General features: G+C 48.3%; 25 protein-coding genes and 1 pseudogene. 18 read left to right on the top strand and 8 right to left on the bottom strand.

Features of this window, described 5'->3' with window-relative positions; translation table 11 throughout:
* The first annotated feature begins 68 nt into the window (after window positions 1–68).
* Entirely contained in the window at window positions 69–1,172 is a 1,104-nt protein-coding gene (locus tag V5J77_RS25945; RefSeq protein ID WP_338553671.1) for an iron ABC transporter permease, read from the top strand.
* 2 nt (window positions 1,173–1,174) lie between these two features.
* Window positions 1,175–1,942 (top strand): ABC transporter ATP-binding protein, encoded by a 768-nt coding sequence (locus V5J77_RS25940; protein WP_338553670.1) that lies wholly within the window; start codon window positions 1,175–1,177, stop codon window positions 1,940–1,942.
* 176 nt (window positions 1,943–2,118) lie between these two features.
* Here the strand turns inward: V5J77_RS25940 and V5J77_RS25935 are convergent, their stop codons facing one another.
* Window positions 2,119–3,207, bottom strand: coding sequence for a hypothetical protein (locus V5J77_RS25935; RefSeq protein WP_338553669.1), 1,089 nt, complete (start codon window positions 3,205–3,207; stop codon window positions 2,119–2,121).
* Between the two features lie 10 nt (window positions 3,208–3,217).
* On the bottom strand, window positions 3,218–4,690 hold the full coding sequence (locus tag V5J77_RS25930) for an MBOAT family O-acyltransferase (RefSeq protein WP_338553668.1): 1,473 nt from the start codon (window positions 4,688–4,690) through the stop codon (window positions 3,218–3,220).
* Between the two features lie 198 nt (window positions 4,691–4,888).
* On the opposite strand from V5J77_RS25930, the gene V5J77_RS25925 reads away from it, so the two are divergent.
* From V5J77_RS25925 to V5J77_RS25910, 4 genes and pseudogenes are all read left to right on the top strand, one after another.
* Window positions 4,889–5,029 carry a hypothetical protein gene (locus tag V5J77_RS25925; RefSeq protein WP_338553667.1) on the top strand — a complete coding sequence of 47 codons (141 nt, stop codon included), beginning with the start codon at window positions 4,889–4,891 and terminating at the stop codon, window positions 5,027–5,029.
* Window positions 4,986–5,084, top strand: a pseudogene (locus V5J77_RS25920) ((2Fe-2S)-binding protein); the annotation flags it as partial. The gene V5J77_RS25925 and the pseudogene V5J77_RS25920, both read left to right, overlap by 44 nt.
* Before the next feature lie 177 nt (window positions 5,085–5,261).
* Window positions 5,262–6,209 carry a YafY family protein gene (locus V5J77_RS25915; RefSeq protein ID WP_338553666.1) on the top strand — a complete coding sequence of 316 codons (948 nt, stop codon included), beginning with the start codon at window positions 5,262–5,264 and terminating at the stop codon, window positions 6,207–6,209.
* A gap of 62 nt (window positions 6,210–6,271) precedes the next feature.
* Entirely contained in the window at window positions 6,272–6,823 is a 552-nt protein-coding gene (locus tag V5J77_RS25910) for a DinB family protein (protein ID WP_338553665.1), read from the top strand.
* 3 nt (window positions 6,824–6,826) lie between these two features.
* On the opposite strand, the gene V5J77_RS25905 is transcribed toward V5J77_RS25910, so the two are convergent.
* Window positions 6,827–8,401, bottom strand: coding sequence for a sensor domain-containing diguanylate cyclase (locus tag V5J77_RS25905; RefSeq protein ID WP_338553664.1), 1,575 nt, complete (start codon window positions 8,399–8,401; stop codon window positions 6,827–6,829).
* 198 nt (window positions 8,402–8,599) lie between these two features.
* Between V5J77_RS25905 and V5J77_RS25900 the strand changes: the two genes are divergently transcribed.
* The 8 genes from V5J77_RS25900 to V5J77_RS25865 all read left to right on the top strand — a co-directional run bounded on the left by V5J77_RS25900 (window position 8,600) and on the right by V5J77_RS25865 (window position 15,032).
* Window positions 8,600–9,037 (top strand): hypothetical protein, encoded by a 438-nt coding sequence (locus V5J77_RS25900; RefSeq protein WP_338553663.1) that lies wholly within the window; start codon window positions 8,600–8,602, stop codon window positions 9,035–9,037.
* Between the two features lie 124 nt (window positions 9,038–9,161).
* Window positions 9,162–10,253, top strand: a complete 1,092-nt coding sequence (rlmN, locus tag V5J77_RS25895; protein ID WP_338553662.1) for a 23S rRNA (adenine(2503)-C(2))-methyltransferase RlmN — start codon at window positions 9,162–9,164, stop codon at window positions 10,251–10,253.
* 208 nt (window positions 10,254–10,461) lie between these two features.
* Window positions 10,462–10,944 carry a transcription elongation factor GreA gene (gene greA / locus V5J77_RS25890; protein WP_338553661.1) on the top strand — a complete coding sequence of 161 codons (483 nt, stop codon included), beginning with the start codon at window positions 10,462–10,464 and terminating at the stop codon, window positions 10,942–10,944.
* A 41-nt stretch (window positions 10,945–10,985) separates the two neighbouring features.
* A complete protein-coding gene (locus V5J77_RS25885) occupies window positions 10,986–11,261 on the top strand; it encodes a hypothetical protein (protein WP_338553660.1) in 276 nt (91 codons plus the stop codon).
* A gap of 279 nt (window positions 11,262–11,540) precedes the next feature.
* On the top strand, window positions 11,541–13,082 hold the full coding sequence (locus V5J77_RS25880) for a GNAT family N-acetyltransferase (RefSeq protein WP_338553659.1): 1,542 nt from the start codon (window positions 11,541–11,543) through the stop codon (window positions 13,080–13,082).
* A 14-nt stretch (window positions 13,083–13,096) separates the two neighbouring features.
* Complete coding sequence (locus V5J77_RS25875) at window positions 13,097–13,981, top strand: carbon-nitrogen hydrolase family protein (RefSeq protein WP_338553658.1); 885 nt, start codon at window positions 13,097–13,099, stop codon at window positions 13,979–13,981.
* Between the two features lie 2 nt (window positions 13,982–13,983).
* Entirely contained in the window at window positions 13,984–14,427 is a 444-nt protein-coding gene (gene speD / locus V5J77_RS25870; protein WP_338557078.1) for an adenosylmethionine decarboxylase, read from the top strand.
* A gap of 233 nt (window positions 14,428–14,660) precedes the next feature.
* A complete protein-coding gene (locus tag V5J77_RS25865; protein WP_338553657.1) occupies window positions 14,661–15,032 on the top strand; it encodes a hypothetical protein in 372 nt (123 codons plus the stop codon).
* Here V5J77_RS25865 and V5J77_RS25860 read toward each other — a convergent pair.
* Complete coding sequence (locus V5J77_RS25860) at window positions 15,025–17,067, bottom strand: DUF2157 domain-containing protein (protein WP_338553656.1); 2,043 nt, start codon at window positions 17,065–17,067, stop codon at window positions 15,025–15,027. The genes V5J77_RS25865 and V5J77_RS25860 overlap by 8 nt on opposite strands.
* A gap of 176 nt (window positions 17,068–17,243) precedes the next feature.
* Here V5J77_RS25860 and V5J77_RS25855 point away from each other — a divergent pair, with 176 nt between their 5' ends.
* Window positions 17,244–17,744: a hypothetical protein gene (locus tag V5J77_RS25855; RefSeq protein WP_338553655.1), complete on the top strand. Its 501-nt coding sequence runs from the start codon at window positions 17,244–17,246 to the stop codon at window positions 17,742–17,744.
* A gap of 122 nt (window positions 17,745–17,866) precedes the next feature.
* On the top strand, window positions 17,867–19,588 hold the full coding sequence (locus V5J77_RS25850) for a family 10 glycosylhydrolase (protein ID WP_338553654.1): 1,722 nt from the start codon (window positions 17,867–17,869) through the stop codon (window positions 19,586–19,588).
* Window positions 19,589–19,710: 122 nt separating this feature from the next.
* Here the strand turns inward: V5J77_RS25850 and V5J77_RS25845 are convergent, their stop codons facing one another.
* The 3 genes from V5J77_RS25845 to V5J77_RS25835 form a co-directional block, all read right to left on the bottom strand.
* Window positions 19,711–21,012 (bottom strand): MFS transporter, encoded by a 1,302-nt coding sequence (locus V5J77_RS25845; protein ID WP_338553653.1) that lies wholly within the window; start codon window positions 21,010–21,012, stop codon window positions 19,711–19,713.
* A gap of 227 nt (window positions 21,013–21,239) precedes the next feature.
* Window positions 21,240–21,884 (bottom strand): bifunctional 2-keto-4-hydroxyglutarate aldolase/2-keto-3-deoxy-6-phosphogluconate aldolase, encoded by a 645-nt coding sequence (locus V5J77_RS25840; RefSeq protein WP_338553652.1) that lies wholly within the window; start codon window positions 21,882–21,884, stop codon window positions 21,240–21,242.
* Window positions 21,885–21,909: 25 nt separating this feature from the next.
* Window positions 21,910–22,686: an IclR family transcriptional regulator gene (locus V5J77_RS25835; RefSeq protein WP_338553651.1), complete on the bottom strand. Its 777-nt coding sequence runs from the start codon at window positions 22,684–22,686 to the stop codon at window positions 21,910–21,912.
* Between the two features lie 300 nt (window positions 22,687–22,986).
* Here V5J77_RS25835 and V5J77_RS25830 point away from each other — a divergent pair, with 300 nt between their 5' ends.
* Window positions 22,987–23,586, top strand: coding sequence for an AAA family ATPase (locus V5J77_RS25830; RefSeq protein ID WP_338553650.1), 600 nt, complete (start codon window positions 22,987–22,989; stop codon window positions 23,584–23,586).
* A 155-nt stretch (window positions 23,587–23,741) separates the two neighbouring features.
* Here the strand turns inward: V5J77_RS25830 and V5J77_RS25825 are convergent, their stop codons facing one another.
* The gene (locus tag V5J77_RS25825; RefSeq protein WP_338553649.1) at window positions 23,742–24,257 is read right to left on the bottom strand and encodes a nucleoside 2-deoxyribosyltransferase; all 516 of its coding nucleotides are present in this window, start codon (window positions 24,255–24,257) and stop codon (window positions 23,742–23,744) included.
* Between the two features lie 521 nt (window positions 24,258–24,778).
* Here V5J77_RS25825 and rsgA point away from each other — a divergent pair.
* Window positions 24,779–25,942 carry a ribosome small subunit-dependent GTPase A gene (gene rsgA, locus V5J77_RS25820; protein ID WP_338553648.1) on the top strand — a complete coding sequence of 388 codons (1,164 nt, stop codon included), beginning with the start codon at window positions 24,779–24,781 and terminating at the stop codon, window positions 25,940–25,942.
* Window positions 25,943–26,163: the final 221 nt, after the last annotated feature.

Raw genomic sequence — 26,163 nt, 5'->3', positions numbered from 1 at the left:
TTATACTTAAAAACAGTCAGTTGTAAACTACATTCGGAGCAATGAATGAAAAGGCAGGGTAAAGAGGAATGGCTGAGGTTGTTGTAAGTAAGCGGGAAGAGAAAGAAGCTCTCATTCGAAAAAAGTCGCTCTTTTTAACTTTAATGCTTGTTCTCGCGGCTATTATTGTGGTGTCTGTTGGCGTTGCGGTATCCATCGGACAGGTTAAAATTCCGCTGGGGGATGCGTATCGTATTTTGCTTTATAAGCTTACAGGCATTCAGCTTGGTGACGGCAGCGCTATGGAGACAAGCTCTTATGTCGATATATTGTGGCAAATTCGCTTTCCACGCGTACTGATGGCATTGTTTATTGGCGCAGGACTTACAATGTGCGGTACAGTGATGCAGGCGGCGGTGCAAAATCCGTTAGCTGATCCGTATATTTTGGGCATTTCCTCGGGCGCATCGCTCGGAGCGACCTTTGCAATTATGATCGGCTTTGGCGCGGGCGGTCTGCTTGGACAGACAGGGGTAGCCTTCTGGGCTTTTGCCGGCGCACTCGGCGCGTCGCTGCTCGTCTTTCTATTGGCTGGCATGGGCGGGAAAATGACATCGGTCAAGCTCGTCTTGTCCGGCATGGTCATTAATGCCCTATGCACGGCATTTGCTAACTTTATTATCTATATTGCGAACAATGCTGTAGGCATTAAGACGGTGACGTTCTGGACAATGGGCAGCCTTGCAGCCTCCAAATGGGATAAGCTTCCGCTCATATCGCTGGTCGTCGTCGCGGCGGCGCTGTTTTTCATTTTTCAATCCCGAATATTGAATACGATGCTGCTTGGCGATGATACGGCGGTGACGCTGGGCGTGGATTTAGCCGTTTTTCGCAAAATTTATTTGCTGCTAGCTGCGCTTATAACAGGCGTTATTGTGGCGAGCTGCGGCATGATCGGCTTCGTAGGGCTCATTATTCCCCATATGGTGAGGGGTGTTGTCGGCTCTGATCATAGAAGGCTGATGCCGGCATCTATTTTGGTCGGCGGGCTGTTTCTCATTTGGACCGATGTGCTTTCTCGGACGATTATTCCAAGCGTAGAGCTGCCTATCGGCATTATTACGGCGATGATCGGCGCACCGCTTTTCATGTACATGCTGGTCAAAAAAGGCTACGCTTTTGGAGGGAAATAACGATGAAGCTGACGGTAGACCATATATCCGTATCGTTTGCGAATGCGGACATTGTGAAGGACATTTCGCTCAAGGTGAACAGCCAGCAGTTTGTTGGCCTTATCGGGCCAAACGGCTGCGGCAAATCAACGCTGCTCAAAAGCATCTACAAAGTAATTAAGCCTAAGGAGGGACAAGTGTTTCTTAGTGATACCGATGTGCTGAAAGCCAAGCCGAAGATCGTATCGCGGCAGCTCGGCGTAGTCGGGCAGTTCAATGAAATGAGCTTCGACTTCAATGTGCGCGAAATGGTCATGATGGGCCGAACGCCGCATAAAGGCATGCTGGAGACGGATAATCAGCGGGATGAGGAAATTGTGGATGAGGCGCTTCGCCGGGTTAACCTGTCCCATTATGCCGATCGCAGCTATATGTCGCTCTCTGGCGGGGAGAAGCAGCGCGTCGTGCTCGCCCGGGTGCTGGCGCAGCAGCCGAAGTTTATGATATTGGATGAGCCGACGAATCATCTCGACATTAAATATCAGCTGCAAATTTTAAGCATCGTCAAAGGGCTGGGCATCGGCATTTTGGCTGCGCTGCATGACTTGACGCTGGCGGCTGAGTATTGCGATTATTTGTATATCATCAAGCAGGGTCGAATCTATGCCGGCGGTACGCCGGAAGAGGTGCTGACGAAGGAAACGATCAGCGACGTATTTGATGTCAATTGCGAAATTTATAAAAATCCGGTGACGGGCGGGCTGGGCATTGCCTATTTGAATGCGCGGTGACCACATCTGCGAAATTTAAACCATAATATGACTAAGTTCTATAGTCGACTCATAACGTTTTAAAGGAGCAAATAAGGAAGGCATCCATTTGCTCCCTTGTTGAGTTTGATTCGCTACTATACCATTAGCGCGTCCCAGCAGTGGGCTGGATTCATAAGGAAAGGTGTTTATATTTATTAATAGCTGGCCAATAGGTCGGCCATTTTTTTATTCTTTTCGGGCCATCGTTCTCTATTTTGTCGTAGTTCCTTTAAATGCTCTTCTACATTATCCGTGGTAAGCAGGACTCCGAAATAGGAAGGAACCTGCTCATCATGAAGGTTCAGCATGCGCTCCAATATGAGGTTGCCTATTTTTTTTGAAAAATGAGAAAGGTCGTTGTAGTTCTCCCCTGTTTGCAGCGAACTGGTAGAAATATTGTGGTAGCCAGTGAAGTCCCATATGGGGGCGATATTAACTAGTTGTCGTTTCCACTCTTCATATTGTGGCCACAGGCTGTTTTGCCAATAGGTTTCTAAAACAATTGCATGAACCGGGCTGATGTAGAGGTAGAGTTGCAAGTGATTTTGCTCGCACAGTTGGGTTATTCTTTTTAAAACATCCAGGCTGTTTGATGATAGCTCCAGCGTAGTTGGAAGAATATTCAATGTGCCTTCATTAATATTAGCAGGATAAACATAATTCTCATCAAAGCTGCCATCCTGCAAATAACGGGTTTCTGAATAGGTAGTAGTGTGATTATGGTTGTCATACCATATTTTCCAGCTTTCTTTAAGAGCTGGCTCAGATAATAAGGTAGAGAAGTAGTCCGTAATATAGAAGGGGCTGGTCAAGCGCTTCTCGACATAGTTGACATGATCGGCTAGCTGATCATCAAAGACTTCAAAATCTAAACCAAGGTAAACGGTGTTTAGCTGTGGGTTAACCTTAAGCATATATTTAAGATATTGATAGCTTGAATAAGGAGTGGCAGCAGGCAGACCTAGGTTATAGGTAACCTCTCCAGTGAGTGATTGAATAAAGGCAGGGTCGAGTCTCATCGCTCTTGACGTTCCTAGAACAATGGCCTGAGGCTGTAATCGCTTGCTGTGATAGGTTTTAAATTGATAGGGATCCCGATTTATGCTTTTTCGGTAATTATAGCTTTCTCCAGAAAAATGGTATAGCCCATACGGATCAATTTTATAATTTATGAAGGCTGTTAGAAGCAGCAGCAGGGCGGTTGCGGTCAAAACGGATAATGTCCATCGTCTATCATTTTTCATAGCATTCACCTTAAAATTTGAAATATAGGAATTCGGATATTTTGGTTAGATTTAATAGCGCATATACAAGAATTAGGATGAAGAAGAGAGCATGAAGGATACTAGGCTTAAAGGCCGCCATCTTCTCTGAACTATTTTTAAAGCCTAATACAATTATAAGTCCTAACCCAATCAAAGCCGCATATTTCCAATCCTTATTAATCGGGGTTGGAACAAATCGAAACCCGTAGGAAGCAAGAGGGGACAGCAGGCCTGACAGTTCAAACGGTAATGTGAAGCCCTGAAAACCAAATAAAGCTTTGAAGAACAACAGAGCCTGCTGAAAGCTCTCCATTTTAAAGAAAACCAAAGTCAGGTTTAAATAGCTGAAAGTTAGCATCCAGGCGAGAATAGTGGGAAGTCTAATCTTGCATTTACTCCATGTCCGATAGACGACAATTCCAATTCCTACAAGCAGCCCCCATATGACGAAGTTCCAACCCGCTCCATGCCAAATACCGCTCATTAAGAACAAAGTCATTAGGCTAAGATTGACTTGCGTGGTCGAGGATAGTCGAATTTTCCATCTCGGGATTACTTTTCTACTAAAGAAGCGGTTTATTGGAAAGTATACATATTCATAGAGAAAATGAGTTAACGTAATATGCCATCGAGAGAGCAAATCTTGAAATTGGGTCGCTTTATAGGGCGAATTGAAATTGATGGGCAGTTTAATGTTGAAAAGCAGAGCTAGTCCAATTGCCATATCTGAATAGCCGCTAAAGTCAAAGTAAAGCTGGAACGTGTAGGATAATATGAGAGCCCATGCATCGAAAAAGTCAATGGTATCGAGATAGCCCATACCGCTGCCTACCGTTGTTGCAAATTGATCCGCTAATATAACCTTTTTGAACAACCCAATGGAGAAAATAAACAAGCCCCGGGAAATATTTTCGTAATTTATTTTATGATTGTGCTCGTTTTGAAACTGGGGCATCATGATTTTATGATGGACAATGGGACCAGCAACAAGATGCGGAAAAAACGTAACGAATAATGCGTAATTCATAAAACTGTAATTTTTCACCTTGTTTTTAAAACAATCTACGATAAAGGTGATTTGCTGGAAGGTGAAGAAGCTGATAGCCAAGGGTAATGCAACATGGAGCAGCGATATATGGGTAGAGAAGGTGAAATTGAAATTAGAAATTAGAAAATCAGTATACTTGAAATAACCTAATAAGCTTAAATTAAATAGAATGCCTATAACGAGTACAGTCTTTTTTTTATGAGTAGTTAAAAACCTTCCTAGGAAAAAATTAATTAGCATGGATACAAAAAGAATGGGCAGATAGCTAGGATTCCACCAGCCGTAGAAGAAGATCGAACAGACTGCTAACCATGACCTTGAGATGGAGGGGGAAGCAATCGATGAGAAAAGAAAATAACCACCAAAAACGAGAGGCAAAAAGCCGAAAATGAAAGCGGGTGAATTAAAAAGCATTAAGGGCACATCCTGTTACAGTCTATTTGGGGTCAATTGAGCATGGAGAAATACTATATTGTTTTTCAAATTATAAATTAAATTTATTAACTATTAAAGCATTATTATTTCCAAGTGCAAAAAGCCTCTGTTGTTCTCAGTTGTAGAGGCTCTTTTTAACTTAAGCACAATCACGAAACAGATATTGCTGTAATTAGCGTGGGAATCTCGGGTATCACTACGGCATATGTTCTCGCAAAAGCTGGTTTTAAAGTTGCGTTGATGGAGGCCGGCAAGCTTCTGAATGAATGTGGTGCGCACGTGGGACTGTCCGTGCCATGGCTCGCGCTTCTCTTATGAAGGCGATGTTATGGAATGGGCTGCCAAACAGCCGTTGACAAGACTGCACTTGTAAACAGCAGTCCATTAAACGCGAGGATCAGGTTTCAGTCCCGGCTTGTCCGCCTGTATCCGTAAATGGTACAGTAGGAGCAGCTTAAGGGCTTATGGGGATTGTTTAAAGCGCAGGTGCAGCCCCTTTCATCCAATATGGAACTAGGAGTATTTGCTATGATAATGACAGGCTGGATTTATGAATAAAACAGAGCGGTTGCTGGCGATTGTATTGGAGCTTCAGCGTAAAGACAGGATGCGCGCCGAGGATTTGGCCGCGGTATTCGAGACGAGCGTCCGTACGATTTATCGCGATATGCAGGCGCTCAGCGAATCCGGGGTCCCGATTGTCGGAGAGCCAGGTGTCGGCTATTCGCTAATGGAGGGCTATTTTCTGCCGCCTGTGAGCTTTACCGTGGAGGAAGCGGTCACCTTGTTGATCGGCACGGTGTTTGTCGAGCAGCAGTTTGATGAGGGATATACATCAAAGGCTGGCGCTGCCCGCGGGAAAATCGAGGCCATACTGCCGGAGCATGTCCGTGAGGAAACGCAGCGCGTCCGCGCTTCGATTAAGCTGCTGGCACCCTATGACCCGTTAGCGGGGGGAGTGGATAAGCAAAATATCACTCTATTGCGTACCGCAATATTAGAGCAGCGCAAAATACGTCTCCATTATAAGAGAGCGTTTGCGAATGCGGACGGAGGACGGCATAGCATCCGGGTAGTCGCGCCATATGGACTCGTATTATCGCAGGGAAACTGGCTACTGCTGGCCTATTGCGAGCTGCGGTCCGCGCTGCGCCATTTTCGCTTGTCGCGCATGGAGCAGCTTGCCTTGCTTGATGAGCGTTTCAAGCGGCCGCAGGGCTTTGATCTTCATGCTCATGTGCCTGAAAACGACCGTAAGCTGTCTGTACGCATCTGGGTGAATCCTTCTATCGCGGATAAAGTGAAGGAGCAAAACAACTTTTATATGGAATCGTTGGAGGAGACAGAGGACGGTCTATACATCAATTTTCTTGTTCGTGTACAGGAGGAGCTGTTGCACTGGATACTCGGGTGGGGCTCTGGCGTCATTGTGCTGGAGCCGGAATCGCTGCGTCAGCAAATTCGGGCGGAGGCCGCTAAAATGTTGGAAAGCTACTGACATACAGCTGTCAGTAGCTTTTTCTTATAATGGCCCTATCTTATCTAAAGGGGCTGTATAAATTGAAAAATACATTACAATCTTTGAAGCAATTTGAATCATTGAAGGAGCAATATGAACGGGAGCTGGACTTGTTTACGCTTGAGCAGCTGCAGCAGAAGCCAGCCGAGGCTGAATGGTCGATCGGACAGGTATATGTCCATCTAATAAATAGCGCGCTATACATGCAGCTTAATTTCGCTAAGCAATGCTTGAGCGATGAAGCGCAAGCACCCGTTAGCCTAAGCGCTTCAACAAGCGAAACGAATGCGAGGAAAAATGCCATTTTTGCAGCGGGCAGTTTGCCGCCGATGCGCATACAGGTGCAGCCCTCCCCTGAGTACACGCCTAGCCAGCCAATAAGCAAAGCTGAGCTGGTACAAGGAATGGGCGAGGTACTGCGCCGGATGAAGGAACTGGAGCCAGCGCTTGCGGGGGCGCCAGAGCAGCGTACAATTCCCCATCCAGGCTTTGGGGAATTGTACGCCAAGGAATGGTTTTTGCTCATCGAAATGCATTTCCGTCATCATCTGCGTCAGTTGGAGCGTTTGAAGCCTTTTGCAGCTTCGATATAACGGCTACAGAATAGATTGCGACTGCGGGAGCTGGTCCCCATTGTGCTTCCGCAGCTTGCGTTCATGCTTGAGCTTGTACATCGCTTTATCTGCACGGTTCAGCAAGGAATCCCCATCCAGTCCGTCCCGTGGATATAAGCTGATCCCCATACTTAGCTTGGCGAACAGCTGCTCATTGCCATAGGATAGTGAACGGCTTGCGAACCGTTCCTCAATCTCGGGAATAATTTCGTAAATGCAATCGGCAGCCGGGAGCGGGCTGAAGAATAGGACGAATTCGTCGCCGCCCAGCCGTGCTGCCATACCTTGACTGCCGACGCTTTCTTTAATGATTCCAGCGGTGTGCCGCAGCAGAGCATCGCCTGCATCATGCCCGAAGCGGTCATTCGTTTCTTTAAACTCATCCAGATCTATTAGCACAACAGCCAGCTGCTGCTGCTTCCGCTCGGCCTCCGCAATGGCTGCCGCCAGCCTTTCGTAGAAGAAGCGGCGGTTCGGCAATTCGGTTAATGCGTCATGGTAAGCGAGAAAGGCAATTTGCTCCTGATGCTCCTTGATGAGCGTAATATTGCGGAAAATAAGAATGACATGCGGTTCATTATCCACCGTCACATAGTCCCCATCAATAAGCACCGTCAGCTCTCTTTCTCCCTTATGAATTTTCGTTTCCAGCTCTTTAATTTCCAATTGGTTGCGGAGCCGTTTTTTTAGCTCGGTACTAGCTAATGCATCGAGTCCGGCATGCTCCAGCTGTAAATGATCAAACAGCTGCTTCGCACTTGGGTTGGCTTCTTTAATGGTGCCGGAGCTCTCAACAAGCAATATAGCAGCTGGATTCAAATTAAACAGTCGCTCATATCGCTGTTTATTGGAGTTGAGAAACTCAAATCTTTGCATAGCGAGCCGCAGCATAAAGCACCATACGAGACCGCCGTATAAATACGAGTAAGGAGGCAGCGTATTTTCGAATTGGAAATAGCCAAAAAAACCGACCCAAAGCATCGTAATAATAGTCCCTGCAATCATAAGCCGATAAATAGGCTCCCGTTCACGATCGGCAGAGGCTTTAACTCCAGCCTGTCCAAGCAATAGAAATATGAGATACACAATGGCAATTACAATGCTGCCCGTCATGGCGGCGAAATATGGGAAATTGTATACAGGATATTTCCAAATTCCAACCTGAACAAACTCTTGCGAGGAGATGTATTTTTGATTGCTAAAAATATTGAAGGGAATGATTAGCAGCGGCAGGTAGAAAATATACGGGTAGACAAAGCGCGGAAGCCGCTTGTCCATGCCAGAAAATTTGGAGATGAAATGCACGCCAATTCCAGGTATGGCGATGCCAACGTTAGAAAACCAAAAAGCTGTGAGAGCGGGGCTATATTCAATAGGAAGCAGAAAACGAACGTACTCCTCCATAAATAGAATAAAGTAACAAGCAATAATAAGACTGACGAGCTGATGCTCGATCTTCTTCGGGTTGCGGTACAAGACATCCAGACCCATATAGAAAAATAAAAGCATGGGGAGCATATAAGCACCCAATGAAACTAATACCTCCGACAGACTCAAGGCCCCTCTGCCCCTTCCGGCTATATCTGATCTGCATGCTGCACAAGCATCTACCCCCATTTTAGACAGTTCGTCGCTATTTGTCGATTTGAAATGTATTTTAAGCTCCATGTGAAAATAGGTCAGAAAAAAAGGAGCGGAGAAGGAAAGGGGGAATTCTAAAGGAAGGAAGATATATTAGGAGGTCAGAGCAGCTATATGAATAGTAGCAAAAAAGTTTTTTTAGTATCCTTTGTTGGCTTTCTACTCATAGGTTTAACTATTATTTTCACCTTGATACAAAGCAATAGAGATCTACTTTCGCAATTTCAAAGTTATTCAGTCACTATTGATAATCAATCCAGCTATGATGTTGTCTCACTAGAGCTTGGGGTGCTGACAGGAGCAGACACATACGAAAGTGTGAAAATGGAGAATAAGCATATTTCTAATGATGTTATTAAAAGCGGCGAAAAAAAGAAAATAAAACCTAATCTATCCCTGGGAGGGAAAGAGGGAGGGGTTTATATAGGCTATGTTAACTCAGAAGGAGCGGTGTTAAAAAAAGGAATATGCTCCTATGCTGAATCGTTAACAGGATATTCGGAAGTAACCATCACGGATAAGGGAACGGAAGTCATAGAAAATTGTTGGTAGTCATTCCCTATGGCCCCCGTACAGCCATTTTCTCCTCGCCCCTTGTGTTCGAGTAGTATTTTTGGGACAATAATGTTAAAGAAGAACGGATCGGTCGTTCAATGCAGTGGAAAGAGGAACAATCATGATGAAACCATCCATTTATGGATTAACCTTCGAGCAGCTAACCGCCTGGCTGCTGGAGTATGGACATAAGAAATTCCGCGCGACGCAGGTGTGGGAGTATTTGTACCGGAAACGGGTCACGTCCTTTGAGGAAATGACGGACGTTAATGCGGAATGCTTGAAGCTGCTTGCCGAGCATTTTGCCATCCAGACGCTGGCAGAGCATACCCTTCAGGAGTCGGCGGATGGAACGCGCAAATTTCTGTTCAAGCTCAGCGACGGCAATTTGATCGAGACGGTGCTGATGAAGCATAAGTTTGGCCTGTCCGTCTGTGTGACGACGCAGGTAGGCTGCAACATCGGCTGCAGCTTCTGTGCGAGCGGGCTGCTGGCGAAGAGCCGCGACCTGACAAGCGGCGAAATCGTTGAGCAGGTGATGAAGGCGCAGCTGTATCTGGATAAGGAGCAGCAGGGCGACCGCGTCAGCCATCTGGTCGTTATGGGCATTGGCGAACCGTTCGACAACTATACGAACCTGGTCGATTTTCTGCAGGTCATCAAGGATCAAAAGGGGCTGGCAATTGGCCCGCGGCATATTACCGTTTCGACAAGCGGCTTGACTAAGAAGATTATGGATTTTGCCGACAACGATCTTGGCGTCAATCTGGCGATTTCGCTGCATGCGCCGAATAATGAGCTGCGCACGCGCATTATGAAGATTAATCGCGCATTGCCGATTGAGAAGCTGATGGAAGCCATTGATTATTATTTGGCCAAGACGAAGCGGAGAATTACGCTCGAATATATTTTGCTCAAGGATATGAATGATCAGGTGGAGCATGCGCTTGAGCTGGTCGAGCTTGTCGCTGATAGAGGGCCGCTCGTAAATGTGAATCTCATTCCCTATAATCCTGTCGATGAGCATAGCCAGTATCAGCGCAGCGAGCCGGAGTCGATTCGGGCGTTCTATGATACGATTAAGAAAAATGGCCTCAGCTGCAGCGTTCGACTGGAGCATGGTACGGATATTGATGCGGCCTGTGGACAGCTTCGCAGCAAGCAAATTAAGGCATCCAAGGATCAAGTGCCGCAGGAAAGCGCGGCTAGATAGCACATAGAGCAGGATGGGCGGCAGCAAGGCATACGGGCATCTCCGACTGCTTTTTTATAGGCGTCAGGGGATGCTTTTTCTAAAATATAAGCATTTATAAGCTTCACACTATTCTGGGCTTATATTTCGCGCTTGAAACGGCAGTCTTCGCATGTTGAGTGGAATTAGGTTAGAATGAACAATAGAATGCTGGACAGGAGCTGTTAAGATGTCGAACGATAGAGAAGAAATTATTTTAACGCAAGAGGGGCTTGCTCAGCTCGAGGCGGAGCTTGACGATCTCAAATATGTGAAGCGCAAGGAGCTCGCAGCCCGGATCAAGCTGGCCATCAGCTATGGCGACTTGAAGGAGAACAGCGAGTACCATTCTGCTAAAAACGACCAGTCCTTCATGGAAACTCGAATTATCATTTTGGAGAAAATGCTTAAGAAGGCCCGCGTCATTGATGTGGGAGCACTGGATACGAGCCGGGTCAACATTGGCTTCACCGTTATTTTGAATGATGTGGAATTCGCGGAGAAGCTGGAATACAAAATCGTAGGCACGGAAGAGGCCGATGTAGCAAGCAATAAAATCTCCTACGAAAGCCCGCTCGGCAAAGAGCTGATGGGCAAGGAAGTAGGCAGCATTATCAGCGTAAATGCACCGATGGGCATCATTCAATACGAATTGCTCGAAATTAAGGCGTAGCGTTTAAACTTATTCGTGGTCAAATAGAGGAGAAATGAATAATGGCTAGAAAAAAAATCATTCACGCGACAGTAGAAGACAAGCTGAATCATAAGCTTACGGTGCTGCTCAAGGAATGGGCGGGACAAAGCGGCTTTTTTGGCTACAAGGATATGAATTTCGAGCAGGTGCTGGCTTTGGTGAACACAGGCGGCTGGAAGACGGTCGTGGATGCTTCCGATGCAGCGGTTCGTTCCGTACGCATGGTCAAAGAGGATACAGTGAAGAAAGCTAAGTTTATTTTGGATGAAAAGGGCCGCGTTATAAAGATTGACTAAGTCAATGTGGCTGTAATAAGAGCTGTAATAAGAGCTTTAAACAAAGCGAGTTGTCGCGGAAAAAGCCCGGTGCGCAGAAAGCCTTCCCTTTTGGGGAAAGCAGCCTGTGCGCCGGGCTTTTTCCCATTTTGCCTCCGTTTTTGCGCGAGCCTCCATATTTTTGGGGAAATCGGCAATGCTATGCATATGCAGCGAAGTTTACAAAGCATTTACCTTACTCTAATACAGCTATGAACTTTCAAGCGTATACTGAGGACAAATAATGAAATGAGGCGTTCTATGACAGCCGATCCTATTGCTCAGTTTGAGAAAAAAATGATCATCCGCAATATAGAAATGGCAGATATCGACCAAATTATTGCGTTGCAGCTCATTTGCTTTCCTAATATGGCTCCATGGAAAAAAGTACAGCTCGAAAGTCATCTTCGCATTTTTCCTGAGGGGCAAATTTGCGTAGAGCTGGATGGCGAGATTATTGGCTCCTGCTCCAGCCTGATCGTCAACTTCGATGACTATTTGGAGCAGCATACGTATTCGGAAATTACGGATAAAGGCTTTATCCGCAACCATAACCCGCGAGGCGAGAGCTTGTATGGAATGGAGGTTATGGTGCACCCCGATTACCGGAGGATGAAAATCGGCAGGCGGCTTTATGAAGCGCGCAAGCGGCTGGCTGAGAAGCTTAATCTAAAAAGCATTATAGTCGGGGGGCGCATACCCGGCTATCACAAATACAGCGACAAGCTGACGCCGCGGGAGTATGCGGAGGAAGTGCTGCAGCAAAATATCTATGATTCGGTGCTGACGTTCCAAATGATGAACGGCTTTACGCTCAAGCGGATTTTGACGAACTATTTGCCCGATGATGATGATTCGATGAGCTATGCCTCCTTGCTGGAATGGAACAATATTGATTATAAGCCGAGCAACAACAAAATCCATTACAAGCTTTCATTTCCAGTGCGTATTTGCGTCGTTCAATATATGATGAAGAAAATCGACTCCTTCGAGGAGTTTGCGACCCAGTGCGAGCATTACGTCGATGTTGCGGCCGATTATAAATCAGATTTTGTCGTGTTCCCGGAAAATGTGACGATGCAGCTGCTCTCTTTCCTCGACGATGATCGGTCGCCTAGCCTTGCGGTGCGCAAGCTGACGACCTTCACAGCGGAATACGTGGAGCTGTTCACGGAGCTTGCTGTGAAATACAATGTCAACATTATTGGCGGCTCGCATTTTGTGGAACGGAATAACCGCATTTACAATGTAGGGCATTTATTCCGCCGCGACGGGACGATTGAGCAGCAGTACAAGCTGCATATTTCGCCAAATGAGCGCAAATGGTGGGGCATCAACGGAGGCGACAGGCTTGAGGTATTCGATACCGATTGCGGCAAAATTTCAATTCAGCTCAGCAGCGACATTGAATATCCGGAGCTGTCGCGTGCCGTGGCGGAGGCCGGGGCGCAGCTGATTTTCGTTCCCTTTTGCGCGGAGGATCGCCAGACCTTTCTAAGGGTTAAGTATTGCGCTCAGGCGCGGGCGGTCGAAAATCAAGTGTTTACGGTTACCTCGGGAACCGTCGGCAATTTGACCCATGTGGACAATGTGGATATTCAATATGCACAGTCCGGCGTATATACGCCAGCTGATTCCTCATTCCCGCGAGACGGCATTGCCGGAGAGTGCAGTGAAAATACAGAGACGATTATCATGGTCGAAGTCGACATGGAAATTTTGCAGCGCTACCGCAAGTCCAAGGATGTGCTGACGTTCCGCGACCGCAGGACGGACATCTATTCCTTGCAAATTCATTCGTAGCATAGGAGGCGCTTATGAAGCCATTTATGGTAGCAGCTGTGCAATATAGCTTGACGGGCATCGCGGACGAGGCGGCATTTTGGGGGGGAATTACATCCACCATTCAGGAGGCCGCAGGACGTGGCGCTGAGCTTATTGTGTTTCCTGAATATATGACCGCACACTTGCTCGGTTTTGCGGAGGAAATGGATCATGAGGCAGCCTGCCGTTACTTAGACAGCTACACCGAGGATTATGTAGCGCTGATGCAAAAAAACAGCCGTGAGCAGGGCTTGATGATTTTGGGCGGTACCCATATTTGCAAGGAAGAAGGGAAGTTTTATAACAAAGCTTTCCTGTTCTTCCCGGACGGACGGGTAGAGACGCAAAGCAAGCTGCATCTTACGCCTGAGGAGCAAACACGCTGGCCGCTAACCGCAGGGGATAGCCTCAACATTGTAGAGACAAGCTGGGGCAAGCTTGCGATGCTGACCTGCTACGATATCGAGTTTCCAGAGCTGGCGAGGCTTGCTGCTGATCAAGGCGCGGAGCTGCTGTTATGTCCGTCCTACACGGACACCTCCTTCGGCTATTACCGGGTGCGTCTCTGCGCGCAGGCTCGGGCAATCGAGAACCAGCTGTTCGTTGTGCTTAGCGGCATCGTTGGGGAGCTTGGTGAGGATCGTCCGCAGGTGGACCGCGGCTATTGCCAGGCGGGGCTGTTCACGCCCTGCGATGTGCCTTTTGCCGAGGATGGCATATTGGAGACAGGTGAGCTGAATCAGGACATGTTCGTGATGGCAGAGCTGGATTTTTCCATGTTGCGCACGAATCGGGAGCAGGGGCTGGTCGCTCCTTTTTATGACCGCCGTCCTGACCTTTATAAACAACAAGAAAATAGGCTGCTGAGGGAGTGCTGATGATGGAATATTCAACGTATGGCCGCCATGTCGCAATGGACGCATGGGGCATTGCATTCGAGCATTTGAACGCCGCTGATCTACTGAGTCAGCAAATGGTACAAGCAGCAGAGGCGAGCGGCGCGACGATATTATCCGTACAGGCTGAGCAGTTCGAGCCGCAGGGTGCGACGGTGCTCGTTATGCTGTCGGAGAGCCATATGTCGATCCATACGTATCCCGAGAAGGGCTTCGCTGCGCTCGACTGCTACACCTGCGGCGACACCGTCGATCCGCATGTTGCTATTCAGGCGATGCTTGTGTTCCTTCAACCGAAGGAAACAGCTGAGGTGAAAATGACGAGAGGGATGGGAGAGCTCGTTATTCAGCGCTACCCGCTAGCGAATCGAATGGAGTCCGACGCGAAGGTGCCAGCTTCCGTCCTTGGAAGCGAGCAAGGGAAATGAAGCTGTAGTGTGGTATGCGAATGATTTCGCCGAATTTATACGGTAGGTCGGACTCCAGAGACGTTATTTCGGATAAATGAACGGCTTTTGGAGTTGCGCGGACACCAGAGGACTTATTTTGTTATTATCCTATTGTATATAACCCGTTTTAGACAAATAACGGATCTGTAGTCCGAAGTTGTAGTTCTAGCCCCTCTTTTTCACAAATAGCGAATCTGGTGTCCGCTAGAAGCGTGTCCGATAGAAGCCAGAATGAACAAGCGACTCGGCTGCTCCGCTCTTTTGTGATTATTACGAGTAAGCTCCTAATTAACAATCAATACAAAAATACTAAAGCGCAAAGCACAAAGCACAAAGCACAAAGCACAAAGCAACAAAGCAACAAAGCAACAAAGCAACAAAGCAACAAAGCAACAAAGCAACAAAGCACAAAGCACAAAGCACAAGGCAACAAAGCACAAAGCACAAAGCAACAAAGCAACAAAGCAACAAAGCAACAAAGCAACAAAGCAACAAAGCACAAAAAGCGTCAAGCCCGCAGGCTTGACGCTTTTTGTGCTTTGCGTATGCAAAATATTCTACAGCTTGCTGGGATGGCTAGCTAATGTAGCTATGAGCAGCTTGTGCAGTCTGAGTAGCTATCACTCGACCGTGCGGCAGAGATACGGTGACGCCGAATGCTGCATCATTGGCAGGAGCAGCAAGAGCTGCCGAATGGTTAATACGGCTAGGTGTCCGCTCATTTGTCACGGTTTGAAAGCCGATAAAGCCAAGCTGGAGTAATACAACTGCGGTAATGAGCAAGCTTCTTTTTCCAACAAAAAAATCTATTTTGCCGCTTGTCTCAAGAGGCTTTCCACCCTTTGCAGGGCGGCGGACAAACCAGTAGGAGACGCCGAGTGCGACAAAGCCCAGCAGTGCAAGCGTGACCGACTTGTTCAGCATTGTCCACAAATAATCGTGATACTTAATCGCGAGAAAGAGGAGCCAGAAGAAGAAGCTTCCCGCTGTTTCCAGCGTTTGCTCGCGTTTGATGAACAGGAACACCGCAGCTGTCAGCACAATAAAGGCCAACACATTGAATAGCGCCACTGAAAAAGTAAATACCGGGTCCAGCGATGACAGCCATAGGAGGAAAATAAAGCTGAACAGCAGGCTGCCTTCCCTCAGATGGGCGAGCCGCTCGTCGTTTGATCTGGCGAATGAGCTGCCGTATACCGCCGCATTAAGCACGGTCAAGGAAATGATAATGCTGGAAAATGCATCGTGCATATTTTGAAATAGCTGATAAAGTACAATGGCTGCGGCAATATTCATCAGCATATAGGTGATCAATTGCTGCATGCGTCCTTGCAGGCGAAGCCAGCTGATGATCGCAATAGCTAAGAAGATGACGCTTAGCGGCGCTTTTTCAATCCAGGCAATGGACACGAGCCCCATAGCGAAGCCAACGGTAAACACCGTATAACGAACGACTGCATTTACGCGTGGCAGCAGAAGCATCGGCACGATGAACAGCAGCGATAGCGCATACAGGGCGTGCTGCGTCTTCAACGGTCCGGTTTCATCTGTTAGCAGCACTACAAGACCAATAACGGAAATACTGCCGATGATGATGCCGACTATTGTAATGACCGTAGAGATGATGCTGCCCAGCAGATGATGGTCAGTGGTTCTTCGACTCGCGGTACCATTTACTTGCTGAGGGCCAGCTTCCACAGCGGACATATCAGGTCCAACAGACTCTTTCATAACTTCTGCTGTCTGCTCTTCAGTAGAGGTTTTGTTGCCTAGCTTATTCATATAGCGGAAAAACAGTACGTTTGCCGTAAGCAGTACGATAACGAACAGAATGCCAAGCACGAAACGAAAGACGGATTCGGTTTCCAGCGAGAAACGGATGAATTTTGCCACCGTATACGCGGATGCCGCTAGTGCGGTAAGGGTCAGCAGCGTTTTATCAAGACGAATGCGCATGAAATAGTAGAAGCAGGCCGCAATGACGGCGATATCCAATACATTCATAAACAGCGACAGGCCAGCATGGTCAAAGGCGCCGGCAAGGTTGAGCAGCGAAATGTGGAGCATCACAAAGCTCGCCAGCCGAATGATTTCAGAAGCAAGCCGCTTAGTCTGCGCTAGCAGAAACAAAGCTAGATTGAACAAAACAAAAGTGGAATCAGCCAGCAGGGTGTTCATCTCCACATTCGGTGTAAACAAACGATAATCGAATAAAAAATAAAGCGTGAAATGCGCCAATATATATGTCAGCACATATAGCGGCTTGTATCGCGTAATCCACGCGAGCAGCAGGCTCGGCAGAAATGAAATCAGACAAATGATGTAAGGGGGCTGATGCAGGCTATAAACTTGGTCAGCAAGCGCAGCCGCTGCTCCAAAGGCGATGCACCCTGCGACGAGAAATATGCCGCTTAGAAAGGCGGACAAGCCAAGGGGGAGCCTGGTCCGGGAGAAGCCGTAGGAAAGCACATAGAAAAATAACACGAATCCAGCGGAGGTCAGCATCTTCTGAGAGCTGCTGAATCCGACCCAATTCGCAGCGAATAAATAGAAGATAGCCGCAAGCAGCAAGGCAATGCCCATCAGGAAGCCCATTCGTATCATGTTTATACGCAGCATAGCGTTCACTTGCCTTTCCCTGGGAGTATACGCCTTATTATATTCTCCTGTTTCTCTCTGAACTAGTACTCACTTTTTGTAGTACCGTACTGCTCTGCTGCGGATTGAAACTATTTTCCTGATTTTGGCGTTTAGATCATAGCAGTAGAAGAAATGAGAGAAGAGGGTGGTTTATTGTGATTTTGAAAATAGTTCAGGCGGCAGCTGTTTGTCTCCTGCTGCTCACAGGCTGCTCCGCAGCCGAGAATGCGCCGCAGCAGTTAGAGACTTCCACAGCTTCAAGCCCAAGTGATACGGCTAATGCGCCAGCCAACACGGCCGCCGATTTTGAGCCGGGAATGGACATTGATTGGGAAGCTGCTCAATCCAAGCTGAAGGAGCAAGGAATGGCGGAAATGCTGCAAACGAATTTGGAGGCGCTGCTGAAGCAGGATCAGAGGGCATTTAACAGCAGCTTTCTTGATCAGGCGCATGCGGATCCATTTCAGTTTTATTTGAGCTATTACCACTATTATTTTACGGGAATTGAAGATGTCACTTCCTTCGATTCCGGCAATATCAATGTAGTTGTCAGGGTTGATTTATTGTCTGAGGCAGGTTTCGAAGAGAACAGCGCGATGACCTATACCTTCCAAAAAAGCAAAGAAGGCGACTACAAAATTGCCGTTATAGATTAAGCGGTTGATATAAATGGCTTGCTTTATTGCGAAAAAACGCAACTTCGTCTGGATAAGAAGCGTCTATATTTTCAGTGCATTCAGAGGAAAAAATGACTAAAAAATCTGGAGGTTTTAAGGAAATGAGATTCAAACGGGCGCTTCTGCTCTCCTTGTTATTTATTCTAATGATCCCGGCCGGCATTGCGCCTGCTTCTGTACAAGCTGCGGCGGCGAAGGCGATCCAAATTGTGCTGGATGGCGATGTGGTGAGCAGCGATGTCCCTCCCTATCTTCGTGAGGATTTGAACGTAACGATGGTGCCGCTGCGCGTTATTAGTGAAAGTCTTGGCGCACAGGTGAGATGGTCACAGGCGGCCAAGCAGGTAACGATTAGTCAGGACGATACGATTATTACGATGGTTTCGGGGCAAAATAGCGCTTTTGTCAACGGCGGAGTCATTACGCTTGATGCGACGGTACAGACCGTGAGCGGGCGAGTAATGGTACCGCTCCGTTTTGTCAGCAATCAATTGGGCGTTGCTGTTAAATGGGATAATGACGCGAAGGTCGTCCATTTGTACAAGGACACTGTGAGCCCGGTGCCGAGCACGCCAGCGAGCCCAGTAGCTACGCCTGCTCCAACGCCATCGGCTACCGCGCAGCCGAGTCAGACAGCGACTCCGGCACCAACGCCTATTCCAAGCGCGACGCCTGCTGCCTCAACAGAGCCATTGCCGCCGGTAGTCGCACCGACTCCCGCCGCTGGCACCGAGCTAAGAGGGGTATGGGTATCGACGATCTACAATTTGGACTTTCCTTCAACGGCCTCTTATGGAAAGCAGGCTGTGCAAGAGAAAGAATTTAAGGCGCTGCTTGATGATGTACAGGCGATGGGGATGAATGCTGTGTTTGTACAGGTTCGGCCATCAGCCGACGCTCTTTACCCATCAGCGCTTGTTCCTTGGTCGAAGGTGCTGACGGGCAAGCAGGGGGTAGCGCCGTCCTACGACCCGCTGCAATTTATGCTTGATGAGACGCATCGCCGCGGCATGACGTTCCATGCCTGGTTTAATCCATTCCGGGCAAATACGGATACCGACACAAGCAAGCTCGCGTCCAATCATGTAGCCGTAGAGCATCCTGACTGGGTGCTGACCTCAGGCTCGCAGCTGTTGATTAATCCGGGCATTCCGGCAGCGCGCCAGCATGTCATGGATGTCATTATGGAGGTTGTAAATAATTACGATATCGACGGCGTACATTTGGATGATTATTTTTATCCGTCCAACATTACGCTGAGTGATGATGCCACGTTCAAAACCTATAACAGCAAGAAGCTGGCGACCAAAGCGGAATGGAGACGCAATAACATTGATGAATTCGTACGGCAGCTTGACGAGTCGATTCACAGGGTCAAACCGACTGTCGAGTTTGGCATCAGCCCATTCGGTGTATGGCGCAACAAATCGCAGGATGCAAGCGGCTCGGATACGAATGCCGGAGTAACGGCTTACGACAGCATGTCGGCGGATGTACGCAAATGGGTCAAGCAGGGCTGGATTGATTATGTCGCTCCTCAAGTGTATTGGAGCATGTCCCTTTCCGCAGCGCGTTACGATAAGGTCGTGGATTGGTGGGCGGCTCAAGTGGCGAACACGGACGTCGATCTTTATATCGGCCATGCCGTATACAAGCTCGGAACGAAAGAAACAGGGTGGCAAACCTCGGAGGAAATCATCAAGCAATTGAAATACAATACGAAGCATCCTGAGGTGAAGGGCGATATTTATTTTAGCGCCAAGGATTTGCGCAAAAACCCGCTCGGTATTATAGAGGCTTTAAAGCAGTATTATGGGAAGTAAGCTAGAACCGTGTCCAAACGCCATTTTATATTTATAAAAATAAAGCGAAAACAGCCGCTGCGCCCTTTTTTAAGGAAAGGGATCAGCGGCTGTCTTTATTTGCCTCTTCTTCTCAAGCTCGGCTATGCGGTTTTGGGAATGGGCTTTTTCAAGAAAATGCCGTAGGAGATCGCTCCAAGCAGCAGCAAGCCTGCGCCCAGCAGAAATACATTATTGAAGCTTCCAGTCGTATCCAAAATGTAGCCCGTTACGATTGGGGCGCATGCAGCTCCAAGAAATCCGCCGAAGTTTTGGATGGCGCCCAAGGAGGCAACCTGCTCGCCTGGCGCTATATCTGCTGCGAGTGTCCAGATAACGCCGGAAGGCAGCTGAGATGCAAAATAACCAATCGACAGCATAACGATGCTGAGTGCTGTATTGTCGATAAACGGAATCGGAGCGACGGATGCCGCAGCGAGAATGGCTCCGCCGACAATCGGGATTTTGCGCGAGGTTACAGCGGCAAACCCTCTGCGGATGAAAAAGTCAGAGATGAAGCCGCCAAGCAGCACGCCAATAATACCAGCTACGAACGGAATGGAGGCAATCCAGCCCGTCTCTTTTAAGGTGAAGCCTTGCTCCTTCTCCAAGTAGCTTGGCAGCCACGTTAAGTAAACCCAAATAGTAAACATAATGCCAAAGTTTCCAATGATCATAAACCAAGTGCTTTTATGCTTGAAAAGCGAGGACCATTTAGCCTGCTTCACTTCACCCGCTGTGGTTGCGGCTGGCTCTGCCAAAGGCGCAGCGTCCACATTGATCAAACGTTTCTCGGCAGCAGTCGGATCGCGATATACTTTCAGCCAAGCCAGCATGACGACGAAGCCGACGACCCCCATGAAAATAAACATGCCTCTCCACGTCATCGTCAGCATGAGAACGGTCAGTAAGGGAGGGGCGATCGCATTAGCAATCTGCGAGCCGGTGTTGATAATGGAGGTTGGCAAGCCGCGCTCCTCCTTCGAGAACCAACGATTCGTTACTTTTAGGCCTGAGGTGAAGAAGGGCGACTCGGATACGCCGAGCAGCATTCGCATCGCATACATGAAGGAAAACGAATTGGCAAAGGCGCTGATAATCGTCGCAGCCGACCAAAGGCCGGATGCCCATGCGAACATTTTCCTCGGGCCGAAGCGGTCAACGAGCCAGCCAGCCGGCAAGTTAGCCAAGGCATAAGGCCATAGAAAAGCGGATAACAGCAGCCCCATTTGAGTTGAGGATAAGCCAAACTCAGCTGCAATCGTAGTATTGGCAATGCTCAAATTGGAGCGATCCAAATAATTGACTACTGCTCCGAGCAGCAGCAGCGTAATAATGCCCCAGCGAAGTCCGGGTTTTTTCGCCTTGGCGGCATTCGCATGGTGAAGCTTGTTAGAATTGGTCATCTTGTGTCACTCTCCGCTATTATTTAGTAGCTAAATGTATGCGTTTACATTAGGTGTCGGCCTCGTGCGCAGTCTCTGCGGCGGCATTCCGTTTTAAATCCTTCTTTTATGACCCACAGGGAGGAAGCCGCTCACAACGACAAAGCCATGGTGTTTGAACCTCATAAAGCGCTGCATTATCGTTGTGAAATAGGCCTGAGTCCCCTTAGTCCAGTTGCAGGCCTTGGCTATCGTGCAGCGGCAACGGCTTGAAGAAATTCGCGCGCGGCAGCTGTTACCTTGCCGTAATCTCCATCTTGTTTAGCTGCTTTTGTAATATAGCTGCCAACGCCTACGCCAATACAGCCCGCTTGCAGCCATTCATGCACATTTTGCGGCGTAACACCGCCAGTGGGCGCAATCGGGGCTTGCGGCAATGGAGCCGATAGAGCCTTCACATAGCCAGGTCCAACAACCTCGGCCGGAAACAGCTTCACAATATCGGCGCCCGCTTCCAGCGTCTCGACAACATCCTTCGGCGTAAATGCGCCGCTGATTGTAATGGCTTGATAGCGGTTGGCAACCTTGATCATTTCCGGGTTTAGCTGCGGACTGACGAGCAGCTCGGCGCCTGCCAATATAGCTGCGCGGGCCGTCTCGCCATCCAGAATCGTACCTGCGCCGATAAGAACGTCAGCCGGCGCGTATTTGTCCGCAAGCGTACGAATGACCTGAAGCGCATTAGGCACGCTCATTGTAATTTCCAGCACCTTAATGCCGCCAGCAATGGCAGCCTCGGCAACGGCTAAAGCCTCTTGCTCGCTGTCGGAGCGGATAATCAGGACGATTCCGCTTTCGGATATCTTTTTCAAATGCTCAAGCTTTCTCCACATGATGAGTTTCTCTCCATTTCTGTTTCTAATGATTCAAATAAAGCCGATCTCCGCTGTAGCCCAACTGCTGGGATAGCTTGAGCGCCGTTTCGGTCACCAATTGCACGATATAAGCTTCACGCTCCGGCGTTATTGTCGAAAGCATACTGGCGACGCTTATTGCAGCTACAGGCAAGTTCCATTGATCATAAATAGCTGATCCAATGCAATACATTTCCAGATGGTCCTCGCGGTCATCAATAGAGTAGCCCCGTTCCCGTATTTCCCTCATATCCTGCATAATATCGGGCACTGTAACTTTGGAGAACGCTGTTCGGGAAGCGATTTCACCCTCGCCCAAAATAGAGAGCGCCTTCTCTGTTGGCAAAGCTGCCAGCAGTGCTTTGCCAAGGCCGGTCGTATGCATAAATCTTCTAGAGCCCAGCTTGGCGGTAGGTCGCATTTCCGAATGATGCTCGGCTTTGTCCAAATACACGATCTTTCCCTTATCCTCTATACCCAGAAAAGCCGTGCTTCCGGTCAAGCGGTTAAGCTCTTGCAGCAAAGGCCTTGCCTGATGGGGAATGCCCATATTAGACAGATAGGCGATGCCCGCTTCAAAGGCGCCGATCCCAAGGCGGTAGGTTTTGAGCCGTGCATCATCCATTTCAATAAAGCCTTTGAAGAGCAAGGTCTGCACCAGCTCAAAGCCGCTGCTCTTAGGTAAGCTCAGCTCCGAGCAAATTTCATTCAACGTCAAGGGCGCGTTTTTCTTGGAAAGCAAAATAAGAAGATCGACAACCCTTTCTGCCGATTTGTTCATACGAAACTTCTCCATAGCGTCTCCTTTAGGATGCAAAATAGATAATAGTTCGCATATGTGAACTTATTTCGCCATTTCGAACTATGTTTTGATTATAGTATAGTCGCCTGAATAATTTCAATATTATTTTTAATTTTATTTTTTTAATTTAATTTTTTGGAAATGGGATTGAATTACGTTATGAATCGTTATATTCTAAGCTATATTGTTTGAGAATTAACAATAGAGTTCGCATATGTGAATTTTATACAGTAATTTAATGGTATTTAAAAAGAGCGGGTAGTTGAAGGAGGAGCAAATTTGGAGCCTAAAGTCATTTTTTTAATCGGATCAGCAGGATCTGGAAAATCGACAATTGGCAAGTGGATTGCCAAGGAATATAATTATTGCTATTTGGATAAAGATGTCGTCTGCAATACGTTTACCGGAGCGCTGCTCACCTCCAAGGGATATTCGCCTCACGACCGGGATGGCTGTGATTTTTACAGCGATGTCGTAATGGATTTGGAATATGAAACGCTGCTCAACATTGCTAATGATAATTTAATGCTTGGCCGCTCCGTTGTGCTGGATGCGCCATTTTTGAGCTATTTCTCACGCGTCGCTTATATTAACGAGCTGCGGGAGAAATATGGCTGGAATCGTGTAAAGGCGCTTGTTCTGCGGGTTGTGGTCGATTTTGACATTCTTAAGGGTAGAATGGAGGCACGGGGGCTGGATAGGGATGTTTGGAAGCTTGAGCATTGGGATACGTTTGTTCAGGGTATTAAAGAAAAACAATGCTTATGGGAGGACGTTGCAGTTAGGGAATACGATAATAGCGATGAAGAGATTAATGTCGAGCAGCTTCATTTTCTGCTGCGGCAGGATTCCTCGCATAAGGATATAACTGCTGGCTAGCTGGACACAGCATGTAGATGACTGCCAGGCGGGCGCTATTGGTGCTTGAAGAAGAAACAGAGCTGTCTCCAAGCGATAGTTGCTTGTGAGCCAGCTCTTATTATTGTGCTTATGTTTCAACGTAAAGAAAGGAGTTGCGGCTTACAGGTCAGCGATTATAAAAGGTCCTGGCGTGCCTGCTTTAAGGCATCCTCAAGCCCGCCCTCAACGATCGTAAGCGGCACGGACAGCATAAGGTTGGTCGGCAGCTCGAAGTTCTCTACCTGCATGCCATCCTGATACAATCCCGTTTGCGGATCAATGTCGGGCAGCAGCTTCTCCGCCTGTGTGCGCTTGTCGCTGACGAAGCCATACAGCTTCTTATTCATGGCGTAGCCAAGCCCGCACTCGAATACAGTGCCGGAGTCCGGCTCATGTCCGCGGAAAGGGTTCAAGTTAGCGATGATGACATCAGCCTTCTGTACAAGCTTGACGTTGCCCTCGAAGATTGCCTGTGCCGTTTCCGACTTTGTTGGTAAAGGCTTAATGTCTTTATCCAGCGGAAAAATACCTTCAAAGCCATAAGCCTCGCACAGCTCCTTCATTTGCTTGCCCAGCTCTACAGCATCCGTGCGGAACACCTCGAAGCCTGCCATATATACTTTTAGTCTTCCAGTTGTCTTCTCGTCCATTTCCATTCTCCTTCATGCCTGCGACACGGTTTTAAAAAGATAAGCCTTGGTTTTCGCTTGGCTTCATTCTACTACGTCTCTGATGATGCTAGCAATAAAAAGGCGCTTGCCCGGCTTGACTAGCTGGACTTTCAACACTATACTGGAACTAATTTGAAGAAGGAGGCTGATGTTATATGAGCACAATGAGCAGAGGATTGGTTGTTATGGCGTCGGTCTCTACGGACTTAACATAAGAAGACGGATAAAGCAGAAGGCTTATGCTGGGGGAAGGTGCAGCAGAGCTGCTTTTGAAGCTTTTTTAATGTCCGCAGGAGACCAAGTTGGTGTCCTGCGGACTTTTTTTATCGCAGCGTAATGGGCGTTGGCCGCCGATAGGCGGGGCTTCTCTTTGCGTTTGCGCGTACAGCTGGATGTGGCGTCGAGCATCGCTGTGCGAGAAAAAAGACCGCAGGATCATGCTGTGGTCTTTTTTTGTTGTACCTAAAAAAATAATGATCCAACAAACGGAGGAATACGATTTGACATGGAAGCCAGAAAATCAAGAAAAGATTAAGATATTTCAAACACATCAGCAGGAAACGCTGCTTCAGGTCTATGGCTGGAATGAGCATTGGGCAGCAGAGCAGCGCCGCGCAGCTACGGGAGATGTGCCGCTGGTGCCGGCGCGCGTCGTAGCGCAATTTTCACATCAGTACCGCATTGTGACGGAGGCAGGCGAGCAGTCGGCCGTTGTCACCGGAAAGTTCGAGTTTGAAGCGATCAATCGCGGACACTTTCCGGCAGTCGGCGATTGGGTACTGGTGCAGCCGCTCCCGGGTGAAGCGAAGGCTGTTATTCATACGCTGCTTCCCCGCCGTTCGGTAATGGTGCGCAAGGAGGCGGGACAGCGCATTGATGTGCAGGTGATCAGCGCTAACTTGGACTATGTTTTTATTACGAATGCTTTGAATCAGGATTTTAATTTGCGAAAAATAGAGCGGTATTTGCTCGCTGTCTGGGATAGCGGGGCAAGACCGGTTGTGCTGCTGACCAAGGCTGATCTTATTGAGAACCCTGAGCATTATGTGGCTCTAGTGGAAGGGATAGCCCCGGGTGTTCCCGTCCATGCTGTGAGCGCTTTTGAAAATCAGGGGCGGGATGCGCTAGCCGAATACTTGCTCCCTGGGCAGACGATTGCGATAACCGGCTCCTCTGGTGTCGGCAAGTCGACGCTGCTTAACTGGCTGGCAGATGAGGATAAGCAGCGCGTTCAGGATATTCGCGAGAGCGATGCCAGAGGGCGGCACACGACGACGCATCGGGAAATGTTTGTGACGCCAAGCGGTGCCATTATCGTTGACACGCCGGGTATGCGGGAGCTGCAATTATGGGAGTCGGATGAGGGCATAGATACGACCTTTGCCGATATTGGGGAGCTTGCTGCAAGCTGCCGTTTCCACGATTGCCGGCATGACCAGGAGGAGGGCTGTGCGGTCAAGCAGGCGATTGCGGATGGAACGCTGGAGCAGCGCCGCTTTGTGAGCTTCAAGAAGCTGGAGAAGGAGCTGGCGCATATGGCACGTAAAGAGGAATCGGTAAATAGGCGCACGAAAAAACAGGCCGAGAAGCGCGTATCCGCCAAATCGCGGACGGGTAAACGGACAATCCCTACCTATGCAATGGATATGGGGGAAGATGAGTAGCTAGCGCATCAGTGTGCGGCAATGAGCAGTAATGAGCTGTTATTAGGCTGAAAATAAGCTCGGGAAATACGAAAACCGCCTGCTCTCCAGAAGTCTGGAGAGTAAGCGGTTTTTCGCGTCCAGCGTAAGCCTAACCGATCATTTAGAAATCCCGCTCAGCGTCAAAAACGTCAAGCAACGAGTTCACATCGACTGCGATGCCTGCTTCGGCAAGGCTCAGC

It is taken from the genome of Paenibacillus sp. KS-LC4, from assembly GCF_036894955.1.
Classification (GTDB): domain Bacteria; phylum Bacillota; class Bacilli; order Paenibacillales; family Paenibacillaceae; genus Pristimantibacillus.
The sequence above is the reverse complement of the archived record's forward strand: the minus strand, read 5'-3'. Positions and strand labels throughout refer to the sequence as shown.